Here is an 18,965-nt window from a genome sequence, read left to right as displayed (position 1 = left end):
AAATTTTAAGGGGTGAAATAATGCAAAGGAATAAATTTGATTTTAAAATTTTTAATCTAATATTACTAATCCTTACGATTTTTGTTAACTTTTTAGCGAATTATCTTCCTATCAATGGTCTTTCAAGTGGTGAAGTATCTGCTCTTTACAATAACCCATTTACACCAGCTGGCTTTACATTTTCAATCTGGGGAGTAATCTACCTTTTGCTAATTATTTTTATTATTTATCGCTTTTTTGGCAGCGGAAAAATAAATAAGCATTTTAGTACTGGCCCTTATTTTATCATTGCTTCAATTGCAAATATGTCCTGGTTATTTCTCTGGCATAATCAGCTGATTCCTTTATCAATGCTTGTTATTCTAATTTTACCACTTTCATTATTTCAAATATTTAAAAGACTACAGCAATATAAAAATTATTCTATAAGTGAATATTTAGCACTAAAACTTCCATTTAGCATTTATACTGCCTGGGTTACAGTAGCTTCTATTGCTAATTTTATGGCACTATTAGTCTACTTCAACCAAAATTGGCCGGCTAATTTTCTTAATATAGCAGCAATTATAGGTGTTTTGTTAGCTTTAACAATCACAGTCAAAATCTTAGATAACTATCTCAGTGTTTCCTTTGCTCTAGTAGTAATCTGGGCCTATATTGGAATAATTGGAGCCCAGCTAAGTTATCAAAGTCCAGTTATGGCTATTATAATTACTGCTGGAATTTCAATTTTAATTATTGTTTTAAAAATAATCAAAGCTTTAACCGTTATATTTTAAATTTATCTTACCCACTGATTTAAAGAGCTAATTTAAAAAAACATAATATATCAAAAACAACGGTATTATAAATCCATTTTTTGCAGCCTATATGTCACTTGATAATATTTCAGATCAATACCTTTTTCCTGAAGCCGATTTGCTATTCTTCTAGCTCCAAAACCTTTTTTTCTAAAAAATCTTATTAATTCTTCAACATTTTCCGAATTAGAAATATCACCTTTAATTTCTTCCTGAAAACCATTTTTTTGATCATCATCAAGTATTTTATCAGGAATATGCTCATTTTTAACTACAATCATTAATTTTTTATTATTAAGACTATTAATTAAAGGTGTAGCACTATCAATAGAGTAATTAATAACGCTTTTAAAATGTCTAACATTCCTTTTATAAGATGCATTGAGCAGCCTTTCTCTTGCCTCTGGCTCAAACATAATTTCTAAATCAAAATCATATTTCTCAAGTGCAGATCTTTTGTATTCTTCTTTAAAATGCAGGAACATCTTTTCTTTTTCACTATATGAACGCTGATCAAAAGGCGGTAGAACAAGCTCATATTGAGCTAATCGCTGATAAAGTTCTGGTAAAAGATTTTTTTCTAGATTTTTTGTAGAAGCAGCTATGATTATAACATCAACTGGTATTTCTTTGACTCCACCAATCCTACGAACAGTTTGTTCTTCAATAACTTTTAAAAGTAAATTCTGATAGCTTTTTAAAGCATGAGCTTCATCAAGAAACAATATACCTTTATTGGCCTGTTCTATTAACCCATTTTTATTAGATGCTCCAGTAAAACTACCTTTTTTTGAACCAAATATTTCAGATGCTGCAATATCGGGGTTAGTAAACTGGGCACAGTTGATATGAATAAAAGGAGCATCCTCTTTTAAAACTCCAATATTTTTAGCGAAGCGATACATTAACTTAGCCAATAAAGTTTTACCAGTACCTGTTTCACCAGAAATAATAGAATGTCTTGGCCCTCCGGGTGAACCCATTGCCTTACAGGCTTTATTTACAATTTCTTTTAAACTACCCTGGCTGCCTATAAAATCATTGAATATATTGGAAGAAGATGTATTAATTAATTTTTCCTGCAGATTTGAAATTTTACTATTCATCATCTTTAGTTCTGTGATATCTCTAAATATTGACAAACCTCCCTTAACTTGGCCATCAATCATTAAAGGATAGGCACTAACTATAAAATGTCTTCCATCCGGATTTTGCACGTGAATATTAGTATATTCTTTTTTAGAGTTCAAAACTTTTAGTACAGCTGCGTTTGGATAAAATTCTGCAATATGTTCTCCCAACATATTTTCTATTGTCTCTTCTGCATAATCTGCAGAATTTTTATTAACATAAATTATATTTCCGTCCTTATCAACTACATTTACACCTTCATTTATTTTTTGAATTATTTGGTCTAAGATTAAGCTTGTTGGATTATTTAAATCAAGCCACTTCATTTATTTATTCCTCCTGTATGAAATAAATTAAATTTATACACAAATTTTTTCTGGAATTATGATTTTCTTTCCTTTATGATCCTTTAAGCTGACCTCGACTCCATAAACCGAATTAATTTTAGCAGCTGATAAAGAAGCTGCGCTGCCATCAGAAAAAATATAACCTTCTTTAAGCATAATAATTCGATCACTGAAACGACTGGCCAATGAAAGATCATGCATCGTAACTATTGCAGTTTTACCATTTGCAACTTCTTTTTTAATTAAATTAAAAATTTCTAATTGATGTCTCAAATCTAGATTGTTTGTTGGCTCATCTAAAAGTAGAAGTTCTGCTGCTTGAGCAGCCGCTCTTGCAATAAAAATTTTCTGCCTCTGTCCTCCACTTAAATTATTTATTTGTTTAAATGCAATTTTTTCTAGTCCCATCTTAGAAATCACTTTGGCTGCTATTTCTTTATCTTGATGATTTGCCTTCCAACTGCTGTGGGCTTTTCTGCCCATAAGCACTGTTTCAAAAACATTACAATTAAAAATATTTTCTGCAGCTTGTGGAACATAAGCTATTATTTTAGCTAATTCTTTCATACTAAAAGCTTCTAGATCTTTTCCAATCAGCTCTATACTCCCCTGATCAGCCTTTAAATAATTATTAATACATTTTAAAAGTGTACTTTTACCAGAACCATTAGGACCAATCAGAGTAATTAATTCCCCTCTTTGAGCCTCTAAACTAATATTTTTTAACACTTTTTCCTTTTTATAAGCAAAATTTAGAGAATTTATTTTTAAAATCACCAGATCTGCCTCCCTTTAACAATCAAATAAATAAATAATGGTGCTCCAATAAAAGCCGTTAAAACACCAACTGGTAAAACTACTGGTCTAAAGGCTGTCCGAGCTAAATTATCAGCAATGATTAAAATTAAGCCTCCTGCTAAAGCGGAATTAAGAAAAAGATAACGCTGGTTACCAGCTGCAATTTTCTTAATAATATGTGGAGTAACCAAGCCAATGAAACCAATCACCCCAACAAAAGAAATAATAACTGATGTTAAAATAGAAGCAGCTGTCATCGCAAATAATCTTAATTTTTTAGAATCAACTCCCAAACTTGCTGCCAGCTCATCACCTGTATTCAAAATGCCATAGCTCCATCCATGATATATAAAATAAATTAAAGTTATTAAAAGTGTAAATAAAATTATAAGAAATTGATTCCAATTTGTTCGACCCGGATCACCGAAAGTCCAATAAATCACTGAAGCCAATTCTAAATCATCAGCAAAAAATTCTAAAGCAGTTGTTCCAGCTGTAAACAAAGAAGAAAGAGCAATACCCGCTAAGACAATGCTTTCTCTACTTGCCTTTTTTTTAACACTGATCATTAAAACAGTAAAAACTGCCAGCTGCGAAAAAATAAAGGCTGAAATTGCTGGCAAATATAATCCATCTAAAAATGATAGTACTGGTATCCTACTGATATCAAAAATTACAATGGCAAAGGCGGCTCCAAAAGCTGCAGCATGAGAAATACCAAGGGTGAAAGGAGAGGCGAGTGGATTTTTTAAAATACTCTGCATAACAGCACCTGCTAGAGCCAATCCCATTCCCGATATCAGTGCAGTTAAAATAGCAGGCAGCCGAATATTCCAGATAATATTATAAACCATACCTCTTTCAGACTGGAAAATAACTTTAATTAAATCATTAATATCTAACTCAGCTGCACCTACAAATAAAGAATATACTGCCGCCAGAATAATTAATGATAACAATCCTAAACTGAGAAATATTATTCTGCTGGATTTCTTTTTTTCTTCTGTTAATATTTCTTTTTCTGTACTTAAATTATTAGTATTCATAAACTTACCTCTATTATCTCATTATTTAAAATCACTTTAAATTCATCTTTTTAAAACCACCAAAGATTTCTGCCATTTCAGTATAAACAGCTTCACCAACAAATTTTTTATAAATTTGATCAGCTTTCTCTTCTACCTTTAAATTCATAAATTCATCTGGATACATTATTTTTGCAATATAATAAGCATCCGCTAACATGGTAGCAAAATTAGTTGTGTAATGGTTGTATGGTAAAAGTTGATAAATATTATTATTTTGATATGATTTAAGATATTTAAATTCTTCTCTTTTTAAATCATTTTTTACCAGTTCAATTCCACCTTGATCAATAAAAATAAGATCTGGGTTTTCTAAAAGAAATTGCTCTTTACTAATAGTAAAATTACTTTTATTTTCTTCCTCAATTATATTTTTTAAATCTAGATATGTAAATGGTGGATAATTAGATTCAGTTGAAGTAATTCCCTGGGCTCCTTTGTTACCTATACCTCCTATATAAACAGTCATTGAAACTTCTGCAGCTGCAGTTCTAGATTTTAATTCTAATTTATTCTGATTAAAAAAATTTATTAATTCTTCTGCTCGCTCTTCTTTCTTCAATATTTCTGCTATACAAGTCAGAGCTTTTTTAAATTCTTTTTCAGTCATTGAACCCGGAGAACCATTATTTATTGAAACTACAGGAGTAGCAGTTTTTTTCTGTAGTGTATTCATTTGAGCTTTGCTTAAATAAGAAGCAATTATTAAATCAGGAGCTTGGGCAGCTATTAATTCAGCATCCCCACCAAATTGAGGTCCGATGACCGGCAGTTTCAAGAGTTCTTTTTGGGCTAAAATATATGGCCTTTTCTGATTTCTTTTTTCAAATTCCTCAATTCCAACCACTTTTTCTTCTGCTTCCAAATATACTATCAATCTCAAAGCTCCTGGACCGACTGCAGCAATTTTATCTATTTTTTCTGGAATTTCTATTTTCCTACCGGCTAAATCATTGATTTCTACTGCATTTATGGTACTGGAAAAAAATAAAATCATCAACAATAATATTACAATTTTAAAGTAATTTTGTCTTGAGTTTTTCATTGAATTTATAGGCCTCCTATTTTAGTAACCGTTAATTTACCATGTTTAACCCCTTTTAAAGCAATTAACTTAGAACTCACTTTTTTTAATTTACTCTGCAGACCTTCGACTACTATAACTTCTAAACAAAAATCTCTATTTAAATGAAGATGCAGATTGCTTTTGAATAAACAGTGATAATCATGCTGGATTTGATTCATTTTGTCACTTAAACCAAGTTTATGATGATCATAAATCAAGGTGATTGTACCTACAACATTTTCTTTTTCCTTTAGTTTTTCTTCCTCAATTATCTTATTTCTAATCAAATCTCTGATTGCTTCTGAACGATTATCATAAATATTTTCATTTGACTTATCAAACTTTTTTAATAAATTTTCTTCTATAGATACTCCAAAACGCTTTAACTCTGCCATTATAATCCCCTCTCGTAACATTTATAAAAAAATCGTGTTACTATTTAATTTCAAGATTATATAGTTAACTCCTGCCTTAAATAATAAAAAAATGCCAGCACTGAACTTAATCCAGATAGCTGACACTTTAAGTGAACCGTTCCACTCCAATAAAATATTAAAATATTTTTTCTGCAGCCTCTTTTTTTAAGAGATCAAAAACATATTTCAAGCTAAGTCCTTCTTTTTCTGCAATCACTCTGCATTCCTCATATTCTGGAGAATATTTAATTAGTTCCCCTTCATAATAAGCAGCTTTAATTGTTACTTTCCCAAATTTTGAATCCAGATCTATGTGCTTTCGCTGCAGACAACTTCTCTCAACTTCTCGACGTCGAATGCCCAAAGTTGTAGTTTCCCTATAAATAATTTCCTCGAGCTCTTTTCTCTTCTTCTCAGCTGTCAGTACACTTAGTTTTTGCCCAGGTCTATTTTTTTTCATCATAATATTAGTTAAATAAACATCTTTTGCACCTGATTTCAGCAATTTTGGAAAAAGATAAGAATAAATTTCTCCACTCATATCATCAATATTTGTTTCTAAAATTACCAAACTTTTTTTATTTTTTTTTTTAGCCTGATAAACTCTCAGCAGGTTTGTAATCTCAAAATCTTTTTTACCAGCGCCATAAGCAATCTTTTCTATTTCAAGCTCAGGCAGCTCAATAAATTTTTCTGCCAAAGTTGTAATTATTGCTGCTCCAGTTGGAGTAACTAATTCTCCTCTGACTCCAGTTGAATACACTGGTATATTTTTTAAAATTTCAATTGTTGCTGGAGCTGGAACTGGAATTCTGCCATGAGCAGCTTCTACAAAACCTGTTCCTAAAGATACTGCTGAGGCATAAATATGATCAGGACTTAGCATCTCAATTAAGATAGCAGCTCCCACAATATCAATTATAGAATCAACTGCCCCCACCTCATGAAAATGGACTTGATTAATATCTTTATTGTGGACCTTAGCCTCAGCCTCAGCCACTTTCTCAAAAATTTTAATGCTCAAATCTTTTACTTTTTGACCCAGACCACTTTGATTAATTAAATCTTTAATATCATTAAAATTACGGTGAAGATGGTCACTGCTGTGGCTGTGTTTATAGTCCGGGTGACTGTCATCTTCCAAAATAACTTTAAAATCTGTCGCTGTTATTCCATTTTTCTTTACTTTTGAAATTTCAAGTTGGTAACCGTTAAGCTTTAACTTTTTTAATTCTTCTAAAAATTTGTCCTGGTCTACTCCGAGATCAAGTAAAGACGCAATTGTCATATCGCCACTAATCCCAGAATTTATATCAAAATATAATATATTTTCCATTTTAGCCTTCCTCTCTTGCCTTTTCTATCTGTAAGTTAATTGTGCTGGCTAAATATGCCGCTCCAAAACCGTTATCAATGTTGACTACACCAATTCCACTGGCACAACTATTGAGCATTGTCAACAAAGCTGACAAACCACCAAAATTAGCTCCATAACCAACACTGGTAGGGACTGCAATTACAGGCTTATCTACCAACCCACCAATTACACTAGCCAGAGCACCCTCCATCCCTGCTACTGTAATAATAACTTCAGCATCATCTAATTTGTCTAAATTCCCCAGCAGACGATGAATACCAGCTACACCAACATCATAAAGCCGCTCAACTGAATTACCTAAAGCTTCAGCAGTAATAACAGCCTCTTCAGCTACCGGCATATCAGAGGTGCCACCACTGACAACTAAAATTTTACTCTTAGTCTTTTTGAGCTTCCTTTTTTCTATAAAAATCATTTTAGGCCGCTCATAATAAACCGCCTCTGGAGCAATTTTTTTAATCTGCTGATAAACTTCCTTTTCAGCCCTACTTGCTAAAATATTATTTTCATGCTTTAACATTTCTTTAACTATAGCTTCAATTTCAGCCAAAGATTTCCCTTCACAGTAAATAACCTCTGGAAAACCATTACGTAAACTGCGGTGATTATCTACCTTTGCAAAACCAAGATCTTTAAAAGGAAGATCTTTTAAAGAAGATGCAGCAGCATCTACTTCAAGTTCGCCATTTTTGACTTTTTCTAAAATTGCTGTAATATCTTCTTTATTCATCTTTCCCCTCCAAAATTTCTTTATTCATACTTCCACTTTCATAAGCTGACAAATCTAAAGTAACATATTGAAAACCTAATTTCTGTAATTTGTCAGACAATTTATCCATTAAATTTAAATCTAAAATCTTATCTCGATCAGCTTCTGATAATTCTATCCGGGCAAGATTATTATGATCTCTAACCCTAAACTGGTGGAAACCATTGCGGCGCAGAAGTTCTTCAGCAATCTCAATTTTCTCCAATCGATCTGCTGTTATTTTATTGCCATAAGAAACTCTGGTAGCCAGGCAGGAAAGACTTGGCTTATTCCAGGTTATTAATCCTAAATCTTTAGAAAGCATTCTAATTTCTTTTTTTGTTAATTGAGCTGTAAGCAGAGGGCTTTTAATTCCCAATTCTTTTAAAGCCCTGCGTCCTGGCCTATAGTCTCCAGTATCATCAAGGTTGGACCCTTCGACCACTTTTTTACCAGCAGCATAATCCATAATCTGGTTAAAAATAACTTTTTTACAGTGGTAACAGCGTTCAGCATCGTTTTCTAAAGCTTTTTCCAGCTGATTAAGCTCAATTTCAAGCTGTTGATGCTCAATTTCTAATTCCTGCACAAGTTTTTTTACTTCTCTTATTTCTCTTTCTGGTACAAAAGGAGTATTAACTGTAACAGCTTCAAATTCTACTCCTGCTTCTTTAGCTGCTGCTGTTAAAAATGTGCTGTCAACCCCTCCTGAAAAAGCAATAACAAAAGGTTCAAGTTCTTTTAAATTATCTAATAATAATTTATACTTATCTTTTGTTGTACTAATTGACATTAACAACCCTCCTATTAATGAGTAGGCTGTACAAGTGATTTTTTATCATAACCGATCAAATCTTTACGACCAGCCATTTTTAGAGCTTTACGAACTAATTGATGATTTTCTTTTTTATGATACTGCAGCAGTGCTCGCTGCATTTTCTTAGCTTCTGCAGATTTTGCTACATAAACTTCTTCCATTGTTCTCGGATCAAAACCACTATAATACATTGCTGTAGCCATTGTTCCCGGGGTTGGATAAAAATCCTGCACCTGATCAGGATGATGATTAATATCTCTTAAATATTCTGCAAGCTCAACAGCATCTTCCAAGCGACTACCTGGATGACTAGAAATAAAATAAGGAATTAAATACTGCTCTAATCCAATCTCTTCATTAACTTGATAAAAAGCTTTTCTGAATTTATCAAAAACTTCTATCCCTGGTTTACCCATATAGCTTAGGACATTGTCTGAAACATGTTCTGGGGCCACTTTAAGCTGGCCACTAACATGATGAGCTGCTAGTTCTTTTAAATATTTGCGGCTTGCTTTATCTTCTAAAAGGTAATCAAAACGAATGCCAGAACGAATAAATACTTTTTTGACTCCTGGCAGTTTTCTCAGAGCTCTTAAAATATCAAAATATTCTTCGTGATTTACTTCTAATTTACTACAGGGAGAAGGAAACATACATTCTTTGCCCTTACACATCCCACGTGAAAGCTGATCTGAGCAAGAAGCTTGGCGAAAATTGGCAGTTGGGCCACCTACATCGTGGATATATCCTTTAAAATCATCCATTTCAATTATTTTTTTTGCTTCCTCAATTAAAGATTCTTTACTTCGGGCCGTCATCATTTTTCCCTGATGAAAAGAAATAGCACAAAATGAACAGGCACCAAAACAGCCTCTATTGCTTACCAGACTAAATTTAACCTCTTTAATTGCTGGCACTCCACCATCTCTTTCATACATTGGATGATAATCTCTTTGATATGGTAAAGAATAGATATGATCCAATTCCTCCTGACTTAAAGGTTCTACTGGTGGGTTCTGAACTAAATAGCGATTTCCATGCTGCTGTACCAGCTGTTGACCTCTAATTGGATCCTGTTCTAGATACTCTATTTTATAAGCATAGGCATACTGTTTCTTATTACTTTTTACTTCCTGGTAAGAAGGTAAAAGCTGATAATCATATAAAGATTCCAATTCTTCTGCAATAAAGGCTGTTCCTGGTAAATAATTAATATATTTAATATCCAGTCCAGCTTCTAAATTTTCAGCAATCTTTAAAATTTGTTTTTCTCCCATACCATAAACCAAAAGATCTGCTCTGCTGTCAAAAAGTATAGATCTTCTTACACTATCATCCCAATAATCATAATAAGCAAAACGGCGCAGACTGGCCTCAATTCCTCCAATAATAATTGGAATATCAGCATATGCCTCTCGAAGACGATTGCTGTAAACTATAGTGGCTCGATCTGGTCGGTGTCCACTTTCTCCGCCTGGAGAATAGTTATCATAGCTGCGTCTATTTTTAGAAACAGAAAAATGATTAACCATGGAATCCATATTGCCTGCTGTAACTAAAAATCCATATCTGGGTTCTCCTAATTTTTTGAAGTCAGCTGTAGATTTCCAGTCCGGCTGAGCAATAATTCCAACTTTAAAACCAGCATCTTCTAATACACGGGCAATAATAGCAGTGCCAAATGAAGGATGATCCAGATAAGCATCACCACTGATAATAATGAAATCTAGCTTTTCCCAGCCCCTTTTTCTCATGTCATCTTTTGAAATAACCATAAACTGATCTCTCGGGTTTTCTAGTTTTTCACTGTCTTTTTTATTCTTTAAATCTTGCTTTTGCTTTACCATTTAATTTATCAATAACTCCTTTATTATTCCTAGTTATTTAAAATATTTTAAATAACTTTTATTATTATTTATTTAAAATTATTTTTCAAAAAAATTTAATATGAGCAATCTAATCATTATTATAGCAGAAAACAGACGCTAAATCGAATTTAGAAAGGAATAAGTATTCTTTATTTTCATTTATCAATAAACAAAATCCCCTATAACTTCAGTTAATAATAAAATCTCTGAAGCTTCTAGGGGATTCTCTAGCTACTAAAAATATTCACTTAGTTTTTAAATACTTTTAACCTAAGATGCCAAATTGGCAAAAAGGAAAATACTAATCATATAAATCAGATAAAAGGCTGCAGCTGCAGTAGCAATTTTATTGAATACTTTAATTTTACTGGAAGTAATACCTGCTTTAATTTCTTCTGCAGTCGGCATTATCTCAGGCAGTCCCTTTCTTTTAGCATCATATTTATTTAAAGCAACTATTAAAATTATCATTAAAACGAAAGCTGTAGTTAATAGAATTAATACAGAATCAATTCCTAAAGCATAGAGAACTAAGGTGAAAATTGTAACTCCTGCCGCTGTTAAGGCATAAGGAATCTGAGAACTAACATGATCAATGTGATCTGAACCAGCAAATATTGACGACATTACTGTGGTATCAGAAATTGGCGATACGTGATCTCCAAAAATAGCTCCACCAAATAAAATCCCCATCAAGACTGGTACAATACTAAAACCTACTAATTCATAACCTGTTGACACAGCAATAGGTGTTAAAATTGCCATTGTACCCCAGGAAGTTCCTGTGGTAAATGAAATAAACATTGCTGCTAAAAAGATAATGATTGGTAGTGCTCGACCGGGTAAACCAATATTCATTAAAATATTTACTACATATTCTGCTGTACCTACCTGATCAGTTGCGTGCCCAATTGTCCAGGCTAAAATAATTATAGCAGCAGCAATGACCATTGTCTTAAAACCATCAATTATTGCATCACTGGCCTCACTTAAAGACATTGTTTGATAAGCTAAAGCACCAATTAACGCAAAAAAGACAAAGGCAAAGGATCCATAAAGTAAGGCTAAAGCAATATCAGTCTCCTGAAAAGCCTGGGCAATACTTACTCCTGCCTGGTAACCATCACCAAGCCACCACATTGAAAACACACTGACAACTAATAAAGAAATTATAGGTAAAAAGAAATTAAGTAATTTCGGATTTTTACTACTCTGCTCACCTACATCAGTACTAATATCTGATAAAGCTTCTGCTCCATCTTTCATCAATTTTCCTTCTTTACGAGATCGCCATTCTGCATCGAGCATCGGGCCATAATATCTTTGAGTAATAGCAACAAATCCAACTGTAAAAAAAGCTAAAAGACAATAAAAATTCCAGGGAATTGAACGCAAAAATACTGCATATGGAGTTACCCCAATCTGTTCAGCAGTAATCCCAGCGGCTGCAAAGCCTGCTGCAATCATAGAAACCTGATAACCAATCCAGTTTGAAACAGGTCCAAAAGTAGTTACAGGCGCTGTTGTAGAGTCTAAAATATAAGAATGGGCCTCTCTGGATGTTTTATTTTTCATACTCACATCACGAGTTGCATTACCAGTTACAATTGTACTGGTATAAGAATCAATGAAAATGAACATCCCTATCATCCAGGTCAAAATTTGAGAATCTCTTGAAGTTCGAACTGCATTACCCATCCAATTTTCCAGGGCTAAAACACTACCCGATTTATAAATCAAAGCTGCTCCTGCACCCATTAACATAATAAGAATTAAAAATTTAGCATTCCAAGGATTATTTACTGTATTTACAATCCAGCGTAAAGATAATGAAGTTGCAGAAATCGGATTCCAACTGCTGATAATTAAAGCCGCAGACCAAACACCAGCAAATAAAGAAATAAGTACCTCCCTCGTATACATAGCTAAAATAATAGCTAAGATAGGCGGGATAATTGATAAAAAACCAATTGTTTCTCCACTAATAATAATAACCTCCTCTTTTTATTCAATTTATTTCTTTAAACTATTAAATTATAGCTTAATTTTATCGAAGATAATTACTATTGTAAAGTACAATTTTTTCTTAATAGCTATTAAGAAACCCTCTACTTAAAAGCAGAGGGCTTCTTTTAGTTTATATATATTTGTTAAGAGCTAAGATAAACTATTATGCTAATTTTTACTCGGCTGTTATTCTTCCTTCAACTTCTGGAGCTACCGGAGCATTAGCTTCGATATATTCCATTAATACTTCTTCCAGACCTCCAGCTTCACTAACTATTGGAGCATCTGCAAACATTGAGTATCCGTCTCCACCAGCCTTCATGAAATCATTTGTAGCAACAGTATACATTTTGTTTGGATCTAACATTTCACCATTAACCCAAACTTTCTGAACTCTATTACCAGGTTCAGCATCACCATCAAAGGTAAATTTAATTCCTGAAACCTGTGGGAATAAACCTTCAGTAGCTGGATATTCCGAAACACCGTGTTCTAAAGCAGCTTTAATATCAGCACCACTAAGCTCCATCAAAATTGTTGTATTGCCAAATGGAAGTACTGTAATAACTTCACCCTGAGTAATTTCACCTTGATCTATTGAAGCTCTAATTCCACCACCATTAGTAATAGCAGCATCTGCATTAAATTTTGCTCTCATAGCATCTGCAATTAAATTACCAAGATTAGTTTCTCCAGTACGAATATTTCCTCTTTCACCGTTTAATTCAACCGCTGTTCTTCCAACTACCTGAGATGTAATTACTTCATTAGCTCTATTTATTCTTTCCACAACTAATGAAATTATATAATCTTCTTTAACATCAGCAGTTTCTTCTCTAGGAATTAAGTTAGCTTTAATATTAGAAACATTACCATTTTCTACTGTTAAATCAACATAACCAAGATATTTAGAATATTCACCTGCCATAACAATCATTGTATCATTAACCATCATACCTTCTTCGATAACATTATGACTATGTCCATCAATTATCAAGTCAATACCTGGCACTTCTTCTGCTATCATTGTACTTGTATATTTGCTGCCTTCACTAATTCCGAGATGAGTTAAGGCAACAACTACATCTACTTTGCTTTCTAATTCATTTACAACAGAATTCGCTGTGGTAACAGGGTTTTCAAATACCAATCCCTCAACATTTTTAGGATGTGTTTTATAAGTAGTTTCAGGAGTAGCTAAACCAAATACACCTACTTTAACGCCATCATATTCTTTAATTAAATAATCTTCAGTATACGGAATTTCTTCTCCATCTTCTCTGCTTAAGTTAGCAGCTAGAAAAGGGAAATTACTCATTTCAGCTAATTCTCCTAATCTTTCTTGACCAAAGTTAAAATCATGATTTCCTAAAGTTAGAGCATCTAAATCCATAAGGTCTAAAATATGGCTGATAGATTCTCCTTCATTTATATTAGCAATAGTCTGACCATGGAAAGTATCTCCAGCATCCAAGAACATTACATTTTCTCTTTCTCTTCTAGCTTCCTTGATCAGCGTTGCCATTTTAGCATAACCCATGCTGCCAGCATAATCATCTTCTTCGACTCTGGAATGAACATCATTTACATGATAAATCCTTAAATCAACCTCTTCTGCCAGAATAGTAAAAGATAGAGTCATCACTAAAATTAAAGTTAGTAAAGTAATAGATAATTTTTTGAATTTCACAAATTCCACCTCCGAATTTTTTTGAAAATTGTTTCTAATCTTATATTATATAATTTGAGATAAACTAACAGTTTCCTGCTTAACAAAAGAAATATTTTCTAATTTGATAAATAGTAGCCTTTATTAAATATCTTAATTAATTAAAGCTGTTAATCAATTTGACAGTTAAGATTCTGACTCAAATTCTATCTAAGCTAAAATTTTTAGCCGAAAGATGTTATACTTTTATTAGTAAAAGATTAATTTATATTTAACAATACGAGAAAAAAGGAGAGGAAAATAAATGAATAATGATATAACTGCTGTAACCGGAATTACAGTAGGACATGCTGATGATGAAAAATTAGGTACCGGCTGTACAGTAATCTTTAGTAAAGGTGACTTTACAATTGGGGCAGAAATTCGAGGTGGCGCTCCCGGGACCAGAGAAATAGCTCTGACAGACAGCAGAGCGGCAGTCAATACCCCAAATGCAATTTTCCTTAGTGGTGGCAGTGCTTATGGTCTAGATGCAGCCGGTGGGGTGATGAAATACTTACGAGAAAAAAATATTGGTTTTCAAACTGGTGGTGGAGTTGTTCCTATTGTCCCAGCTGCTGTTATTTATGACTTAGAATATAAAAGCAATAAATATCCTGATCAAGAAATGGCCTATCAGGCCTGTCTTAATGCTGATAGTAATGCCCAGCCAAATAAAAGTATTGGTGCAGCAGCTGGTGCCAGCTGTGGAAAAATAATGGGCATGGAAAATGCCAGTAAGACAAGGCTGGGCCATGCAGCTTGTAAAAGTGGAGATTTAATAGTTGCTGCGCTGGCAGTTGTTAATGCCTTTGGTGATCTTAAAAATCCTGAAACAGGAGAAATCATTGCAGGGGCCAGGGATCAATCCGGAAGCTTTATTAATACAGAAAAAACTATAATTAATCAGCCAGAAATTAATCTTGGTTTTTTGAGAGAAAACACAACTTTAATTGTGGTAGCAACTAATGCCAGTTTAGATAAAGCCGAAGCCAACCGGGTTTCGATGATGGCTCACAGCGGTTTAAGCCGCACAATTTATCCAGTACACACTCTTTTAGATGGTGACAGTATTTTTTGTTTAGCTTCAAATCAAATTAAAGCTGATATTAACCAAATTGGAATCACCGCGGCTGAAGTAGTAAAAGAAGCAATTTTAAATTCAGCTCCTTAAAATATTTGTCTCTTAGCCTAATTAAACTCCCTCTAAATAGTTTTTGATAAAATTTGAAAAAGCTTAATAAATTTAATATACTATAAAATACGGCTTAAAAATCTGTGCACTTTATTTGCTTAAAGTATTAAATTTTATCAAAATTTTAAGGGAGGAAAATATGCTAAGTAATAAAAAAGATTTAAGTTTAATAGATCGATTTTTAAATCGAATAGAAAGAACAGGAAATAAACTTCCGCATCCAGTTATTTTATTTTTTATCTTATCATTTGCCGTATTAGTTTTATCCTGGGTTGTTAGTTTATTCGAAGTTGCAGTAACACATCCAGGTACCGGCGAAACTATCAGGGCAGTTAATTTATTATCTAAATCAGGTATTCGCAGAATATTTACTGAAGCAGTAGGGAACTTTACTGGTTTTGCACCGCTGGGAGTAGTCCTTGTAGCTATGTTAGGTGTTGGAATTGCAGAAAAATCAGGTTTGATTTCAGCAGCACTGAAAAAAACAGTTTTAAGTGCTCCGGATAAATATATTACAGCAGTTGTAATTTTTGCAGGTATTATGTCTAATATTGCTTCAGATGCGGGTTATGTGGTCTTAGTACCTTTAGGAGCTGTTATTTTCGCCGCCAAAGGAAGACATCCAATTGTTGGTCTGGCTGCTGCTTTTGCTGGTGTCTCTGGAGGATTTAGTGCTAATTTACTAATTTCTACCTTGGATCCATTACTTGCCGGACTTTCGCAGGAAGCAGCTCAATTAATTGATCCTACTTATACTATTCCTCCAACAGTCAATTATTACTTTATGGTTGCTTCAACTTTTATAGTTACTACTATAGGTACCTGGGTCACTGAAAATATTGTTGCTCCTCGGTTTGGAGAATATACTGGTGATCATGAAGAAGAATTGGAAAAGATTACTGCAGAAGAAAATGCTGGTTTAAAGTCTGCATTAATCTGGCTGGGAGTAACTTTAGCAATCATCTTATTAATGACTGTTCCAGAAAACGGAATTTTAAGAAGTGATGCAGGAAATTTAATCATGGGATCGACTCCATTTGTGGGCGGTATGGTTCCATTAATCGCAATTTTCTTTTTTGTTCCCGGTCTGGCATATGGTAGAAAAACTGGTTCAATTGCAAATAGTGATGATATAGCTCGATATTTGGATGAAACTATGTCTGGTATGGGAGGCTATATTACTCTTGCTTTTGCAGCTGGCCAATTTGTTGCTTATTTTAATTGGTCAAAATTGGGAACTATCTTGGCAATTGGTGGAGCAGATTTTCTGCAGTCTATTAATTTCACCGGTCTGCCTTTAATAATTTTATTTATTTTAGTAGCTGGTTTAATTAATCTATTTATTGGTAGTGCATCTGCTAAGTGGGCGATTATGGCGCCTGTATTTGTACCAATGTTAATGCAGCTTGGTTATTCTCCAGAATTTGCCCAGATGGCTTATAGAATTGGTGATTCAACAACAAATATAATCACACCATTAATGCCATATTTTGCAATTATTATAGCTTTTGCTAAAAAATATGATGAAGATGTTGGAATTGGTACTCTGATCTCAACTATGGTCCCTTATTCAATAGCTTTTATGATTGGTTGGACTATTTTACTGGTTATTTGGTTTATCTTTAATTTACCAATTGGCCCAGGAGGAGTATTGTTCTATTAAAATAATAAAGAACACATAAAAAAAGGCCTTTTAAAAGGCCTTTTTTTACATATTTATTTTTGCTAATATTTTTAATACTTAACTCTTTTACCGGTAACAAAAAAGATAGTTTCTTCACCAATATTAGTAGCATGATCTCCAACGCGCTCTAAAGACTTAGCTAAATTAATGTGCTGTACTATATGTTTAATCTCTTCTCTATCCTCTTTTTTGCTTATCATTTTAATAGCTTTATGATAAATGTCTTCATAAAGGTTATCTGCCTTTTCATCCATTCGGCAGGCTGCTTCTGCCAGATCAGCATTTCTGGTAGAAAACGCTTCTAAAACTACATCTAACATATCACTTACGATATCAGCAAGCTCTGGAATCATAACTAAAGGTTTTAAAATCCCATCGTGCTTTAATTCTAATAAAATTTCTGCTATATTTGTTGCTTGGTCTCCAATTCTTTCTAAGTCATTGGCAATTTTGATCATTGCAATACTAAACCAGGTATCAGATGCCAGTGGTTGATCCAGGGTTAACAAGCGTGAAACCTCTTCCTCAATAGTAATTAAATAATTATCTACAACATCATCTCTACTGATAACTTCATGAGCTGCATCAACATCTACATTTTCGAGCGCCTTCATTACATTTTGCAGCATTTCTTCTGCAACTTCACTCATATCACTGAGATCACTTAGAAGCTGTTCACGCTTTTTTTCATACACCTGTTCCATCGGACTCACTCTCCTCTTTTAAATTTAATAAAGTTAAGTTTATCTATTACTTATTTTTTAGGTCATATTAAAATATTCTTGACAGAAGACTAAAATCCTGCCTTTTTTTAAATTAAATTTATACAAAAATATCCTTAGCTGTTTTTTCAATATGCTTAACTGCATAACGTATATCTTCTAAACTCAAATCTAAATGGGTAACGGCTCTTAATTTACCTTCCATTCTACTAACTCTAATTCCCTTCTCTAAAAGCTCATCAGCAAATAAATCTGCTTTACCATCAGCTACGGAAAAAAGAACAATATTGGTTTCTACAGTATCAGGATCAATTTCTAAACCCTTCTGGTCAGCAATTGTTTCTGCAAGCATTTTTGCATGTTTATGATCTTCTTTTAAACGAGCAACATTATGTTCTAAAGCAAAAATGCCTCCAGCTGCTATAATTCCAGCCTGTCTCATAGCTCCTCCCAATCTCTGCTTCCAAAATCTAGCCTGCTCAATAAACTCGGCTGACCCCGCTAGCACAGAACCTACTGGTGCACCTAAACCTTTACTTAAATCAAGCCAGATTGAATCAAAATACTGGCCATATTCTGCTGGATTAACATCTGCGGCCACTGCAGCATTTAACATTCTTGCTCCATCCATGTGCATCTTTAAATTATTATCAACTGCTAACTCTGCTATTTCTTTAATCCTCTCTAAAGGCCAGATTCTTCCCCCACCTAAATTAGTAGTCTGCTCGATAGAAATAACCTTAGTTTGTGGACTATGATAATCATCATCTCGAATTGCTTCTTTGGCCTGTTCAACAGTAAAGATTCCACCTTCACCTTTTAAAGGCCTAATTGAAGCTCCAGAAATAACAGCAAGTGCAGCACTTTCATAATGAATAGGATGTGCTGTCTGATCCATTATTATTTCATCACCCTGTTTTGTATGTACAGCAAAAGAAATTTGATTTGCCATTAAACCAGAAGGTAAATAAATTGCTTCATCTTTACCAAGCATTTCAGCCGCCATTCTACAAAGACGATTAACACTTGGATCTTCTCCTAACTGTTCATCTCCAACCTCAGCCTCAGCCATAAATCTTCTCATATCTTGAGAAGGTCTAGTTCCTGTGTCACTAATTAAATCAACTTTAATTTCCATTTTAAAACCCCCATTTTATTTTTTGAATTAAAAGTAAATTATTAAAAGTATAGATAT

At 33.4% G+C, this 18,965-nt stretch carries 16 protein-coding genes; 3 read left to right on the top strand and 13 right to left on the bottom strand.

Annotation, left to right across the window (positions count from 1 at the left end; translation table 11 throughout):
- The first annotated feature begins 20 nt into the window (after positions 1 to 20).
- On the top strand, positions 21 to 779 hold the full coding sequence (locus HSACCH_RS08225; RefSeq protein WP_005489126.1) for a tryptophan-rich sensory protein: 759 nt from the start codon (positions 21 to 23) through the stop codon (positions 777 to 779).
- Between the two features lie 65 nt (positions 780 to 844).
- On the opposite strand, the gene HSACCH_RS08220 is transcribed toward HSACCH_RS08225, so the two are convergent.
- The 11 genes from HSACCH_RS08220 to HSACCH_RS08170 all read right to left on the bottom strand — a co-directional run bounded on the left by HSACCH_RS08220 (position 845) and on the right by HSACCH_RS08170 (position 14,151).
- Positions 845 to 2,257: a sigma 54-interacting transcriptional regulator gene (locus tag HSACCH_RS08220; protein WP_005489125.1), complete on the bottom strand. Its 1,413-nt coding sequence runs from the start codon at positions 2,255 to 2,257 to the stop codon at positions 845 to 847.
- A 33-nt stretch (positions 2,258 to 2,290) separates the two neighbouring features.
- Positions 2,291 to 3,055 (bottom strand): ABC transporter ATP-binding protein, encoded by a 765-nt coding sequence (locus tag HSACCH_RS08215; RefSeq protein WP_005489124.1) that lies wholly within the window; start codon positions 3,053 to 3,055, stop codon positions 2,291 to 2,293.
- Positions 3,052 to 4,122 (bottom strand): FecCD family ABC transporter permease, encoded by a 1,071-nt coding sequence (locus HSACCH_RS08210; protein ID WP_005489123.1) that lies wholly within the window; start codon positions 4,120 to 4,122, stop codon positions 3,052 to 3,054. The genes HSACCH_RS08215 and HSACCH_RS08210 overlap by 4 nt, the downstream gene beginning before the upstream one ends.
- Before the next feature lie 31 nt (positions 4,123 to 4,153).
- Positions 4,154 to 5,206, bottom strand: a complete 1,053-nt coding sequence (locus HSACCH_RS08205; RefSeq protein WP_005489122.1) for an ABC transporter substrate-binding protein — start codon at positions 5,204 to 5,206, stop codon at positions 4,154 to 4,156.
- A gap of 5 nt (positions 5,207 to 5,211) precedes the next feature.
- Entirely contained in the window at positions 5,212 to 5,622 is a 411-nt protein-coding gene (gene nikR, locus HSACCH_RS08200; RefSeq protein WP_005489121.1) for a nickel-responsive transcriptional regulator NikR, read from the bottom strand.
- A gap of 157 nt (positions 5,623 to 5,779) precedes the next feature.
- The gene (larC, locus tag HSACCH_RS08195) at positions 5,780 to 6,979 is read right to left on the bottom strand and encodes a nickel pincer cofactor biosynthesis protein LarC (protein ID WP_005489120.1); all 1,200 of its coding nucleotides are present in this window, start codon (positions 6,977 to 6,979) and stop codon (positions 5,780 to 5,782) included.
- A 1-nt stretch (position 6,980) separates the two neighbouring features.
- Positions 6,981 to 7,751 carry a nickel pincer cofactor biosynthesis protein LarB gene (gene larB / locus HSACCH_RS08190; RefSeq protein WP_005489119.1) on the bottom strand — a complete coding sequence of 257 codons (771 nt, stop codon included), beginning with the start codon at positions 7,749 to 7,751 and terminating at the stop codon, positions 6,981 to 6,983.
- Complete coding sequence (gene larE, locus HSACCH_RS08185) at positions 7,744 to 8,562, bottom strand: ATP-dependent sacrificial sulfur transferase LarE (RefSeq protein WP_005489118.1); 819 nt, start codon at positions 8,560 to 8,562, stop codon at positions 7,744 to 7,746. The genes larB and larE overlap by 8 nt, the downstream gene beginning before the upstream one ends.
- 14 nt (positions 8,563 to 8,576) lie before the next feature.
- A complete protein-coding gene (locus tag HSACCH_RS08180) occupies positions 8,577 to 10,433 on the bottom strand; it encodes a YgiQ family radical SAM protein (protein WP_005489117.1) in 1,857 nt (618 codons plus the stop codon).
- A gap of 291 nt (positions 10,434 to 10,724) precedes the next feature.
- Positions 10,725 to 12,377, bottom strand: a complete 1,653-nt coding sequence (locus HSACCH_RS08175) for a Na+/H+ antiporter NhaC family protein (protein ID WP_005489116.1) — start codon at positions 12,375 to 12,377, stop codon at positions 10,725 to 10,727.
- Positions 12,378 to 12,636: 259 nt separating this feature from the next.
- Positions 12,637 to 14,151, bottom strand: a complete 1,515-nt coding sequence (locus HSACCH_RS08170; RefSeq protein WP_005489115.1) for a bifunctional metallophosphatase/5'-nucleotidase — start codon at positions 14,149 to 14,151, stop codon at positions 12,637 to 12,639.
- Between the two features lie 283 nt (positions 14,152 to 14,434).
- Here HSACCH_RS08170 and HSACCH_RS08165 point away from each other — a divergent pair, with 283 nt between their 5' ends.
- Together HSACCH_RS08165 and HSACCH_RS08160 are read left to right on the top strand one after the other, a co-directional pair.
- Positions 14,435 to 15,343 carry a P1 family peptidase gene (locus tag HSACCH_RS08165; protein ID WP_005489114.1) on the top strand — a complete coding sequence of 303 codons (909 nt, stop codon included), beginning with the start codon at positions 14,435 to 14,437 and terminating at the stop codon, positions 15,341 to 15,343.
- Between the two features lie 160 nt (positions 15,344 to 15,503).
- Positions 15,504 to 17,027, top strand: a complete 1,524-nt coding sequence (locus tag HSACCH_RS08160) for an AbgT family transporter (protein ID WP_005489113.1) — start codon at positions 15,504 to 15,506, stop codon at positions 17,025 to 17,027.
- Positions 17,028 to 17,098: 71 nt separating this feature from the next.
- On the opposite strand, the gene phoU is transcribed toward HSACCH_RS08160, so the two are convergent.
- Positions 17,099 to 17,752 (bottom strand): phosphate signaling complex protein PhoU, encoded by a 654-nt coding sequence (gene phoU / locus HSACCH_RS08155; RefSeq protein WP_005489112.1) that lies wholly within the window; start codon positions 17,750 to 17,752, stop codon positions 17,099 to 17,101.
- Between the two features lie 118 nt (positions 17,753 to 17,870).
- Positions 17,871 to 18,908: a threonine aldolase family protein gene (locus tag HSACCH_RS08150; RefSeq protein WP_005489111.1), complete on the bottom strand. Its 1,038-nt coding sequence runs from the start codon at positions 18,906 to 18,908 to the stop codon at positions 17,871 to 17,873.
- Positions 18,909 to 18,965: the final 57 nt, after the last annotated feature.

This window comes from Halanaerobium saccharolyticum subsp. saccharolyticum DSM 6643 (assembly GCF_000350165.1).
Classification (GTDB): Bacteria; Bacillota; Halanaerobiia; order Halanaerobiales; family Halanaerobiaceae; genus Halanaerobium; species Halanaerobium saccharolyticum.
Note: the sequence above shows the minus strand (reverse complement) of the source record. Positions and strands in the feature narration are given on the sequence as shown.

Coding starts and splice junctions, on each gene's coding strand:
- HSACCH_RS08210 (WP_005489123.1), bottom strand. CDS start 4,122: ATGAATACTAATAATTTAAGTACAGAAAAAGAAATATTAACAGAAGAA.
- larC (WP_005489120.1), bottom strand. CDS start 6,979: ATGGAAAATATATTATATTTTGATATAAATTCTGGGATTAGTGGCGAT.
- HSACCH_RS08180 (WP_005489117.1), bottom strand. CDS start 10,433: ATGGTAAAGCAAAAGCAAGATTTAAAGAATAAAAAAGACAGTGAAAAA.
- larE (WP_005489118.1), bottom strand. CDS start 8,562: ATGTCAATTAGTACAACAAAAGATAAGTATAAATTATTATTAGATAAT.
- larB (WP_005489119.1), bottom strand. CDS start 7,751: ATGAATAAAGAAGATATTACAGCAATTTTAGAAAAAGTCAAAAATGGC.
- HSACCH_RS08160 (WP_005489113.1), top strand. CDS start 15,504: ATGCTAAGTAATAAAAAAGATTTAAGTTTAATAGATCGATTTTTAAAT.
- phoU (WP_005489112.1), bottom strand. CDS start 17,752: ATGGAACAGGTGTATGAAAAAAAGCGTGAACAGCTTCTAAGTGATCTC.
- nikR (WP_005489121.1), bottom strand. CDS start 5,622: ATGGCAGAGTTAAAGCGTTTTGGAGTATCTATAGAAGAAAATTTATTA.
- HSACCH_RS08205 (WP_005489122.1), bottom strand. CDS start 5,206: ATGAAAAACTCAAGACAAAATTACTTTAAAATTGTAATATTATTGTTG.
- HSACCH_RS08165 (WP_005489114.1), top strand. CDS start 14,435: ATGAATAATGATATAACTGCTGTAACCGGAATTACAGTAGGACATGCT.
- HSACCH_RS08220 (WP_005489125.1), bottom strand. CDS start 2,257: ATGAAGTGGCTTGATTTAAATAATCCAACAAGCTTAATCTTAGACCAA.
- HSACCH_RS08225 (WP_005489126.1), top strand. CDS start 21: ATGCAAAGGAATAAATTTGATTTTAAAATTTTTAATCTAATATTACTA.
- HSACCH_RS08150 (WP_005489111.1), bottom strand. CDS start 18,908: ATGGAAATTAAAGTTGATTTAATTAGTGACACAGGAACTAGACCTTCT.
- HSACCH_RS08175 (WP_005489116.1), bottom strand. CDS start 12,377: ATGTATACGAGGGAGGTACTTATTTCTTTATTTGCTGGTGTTTGGTCT.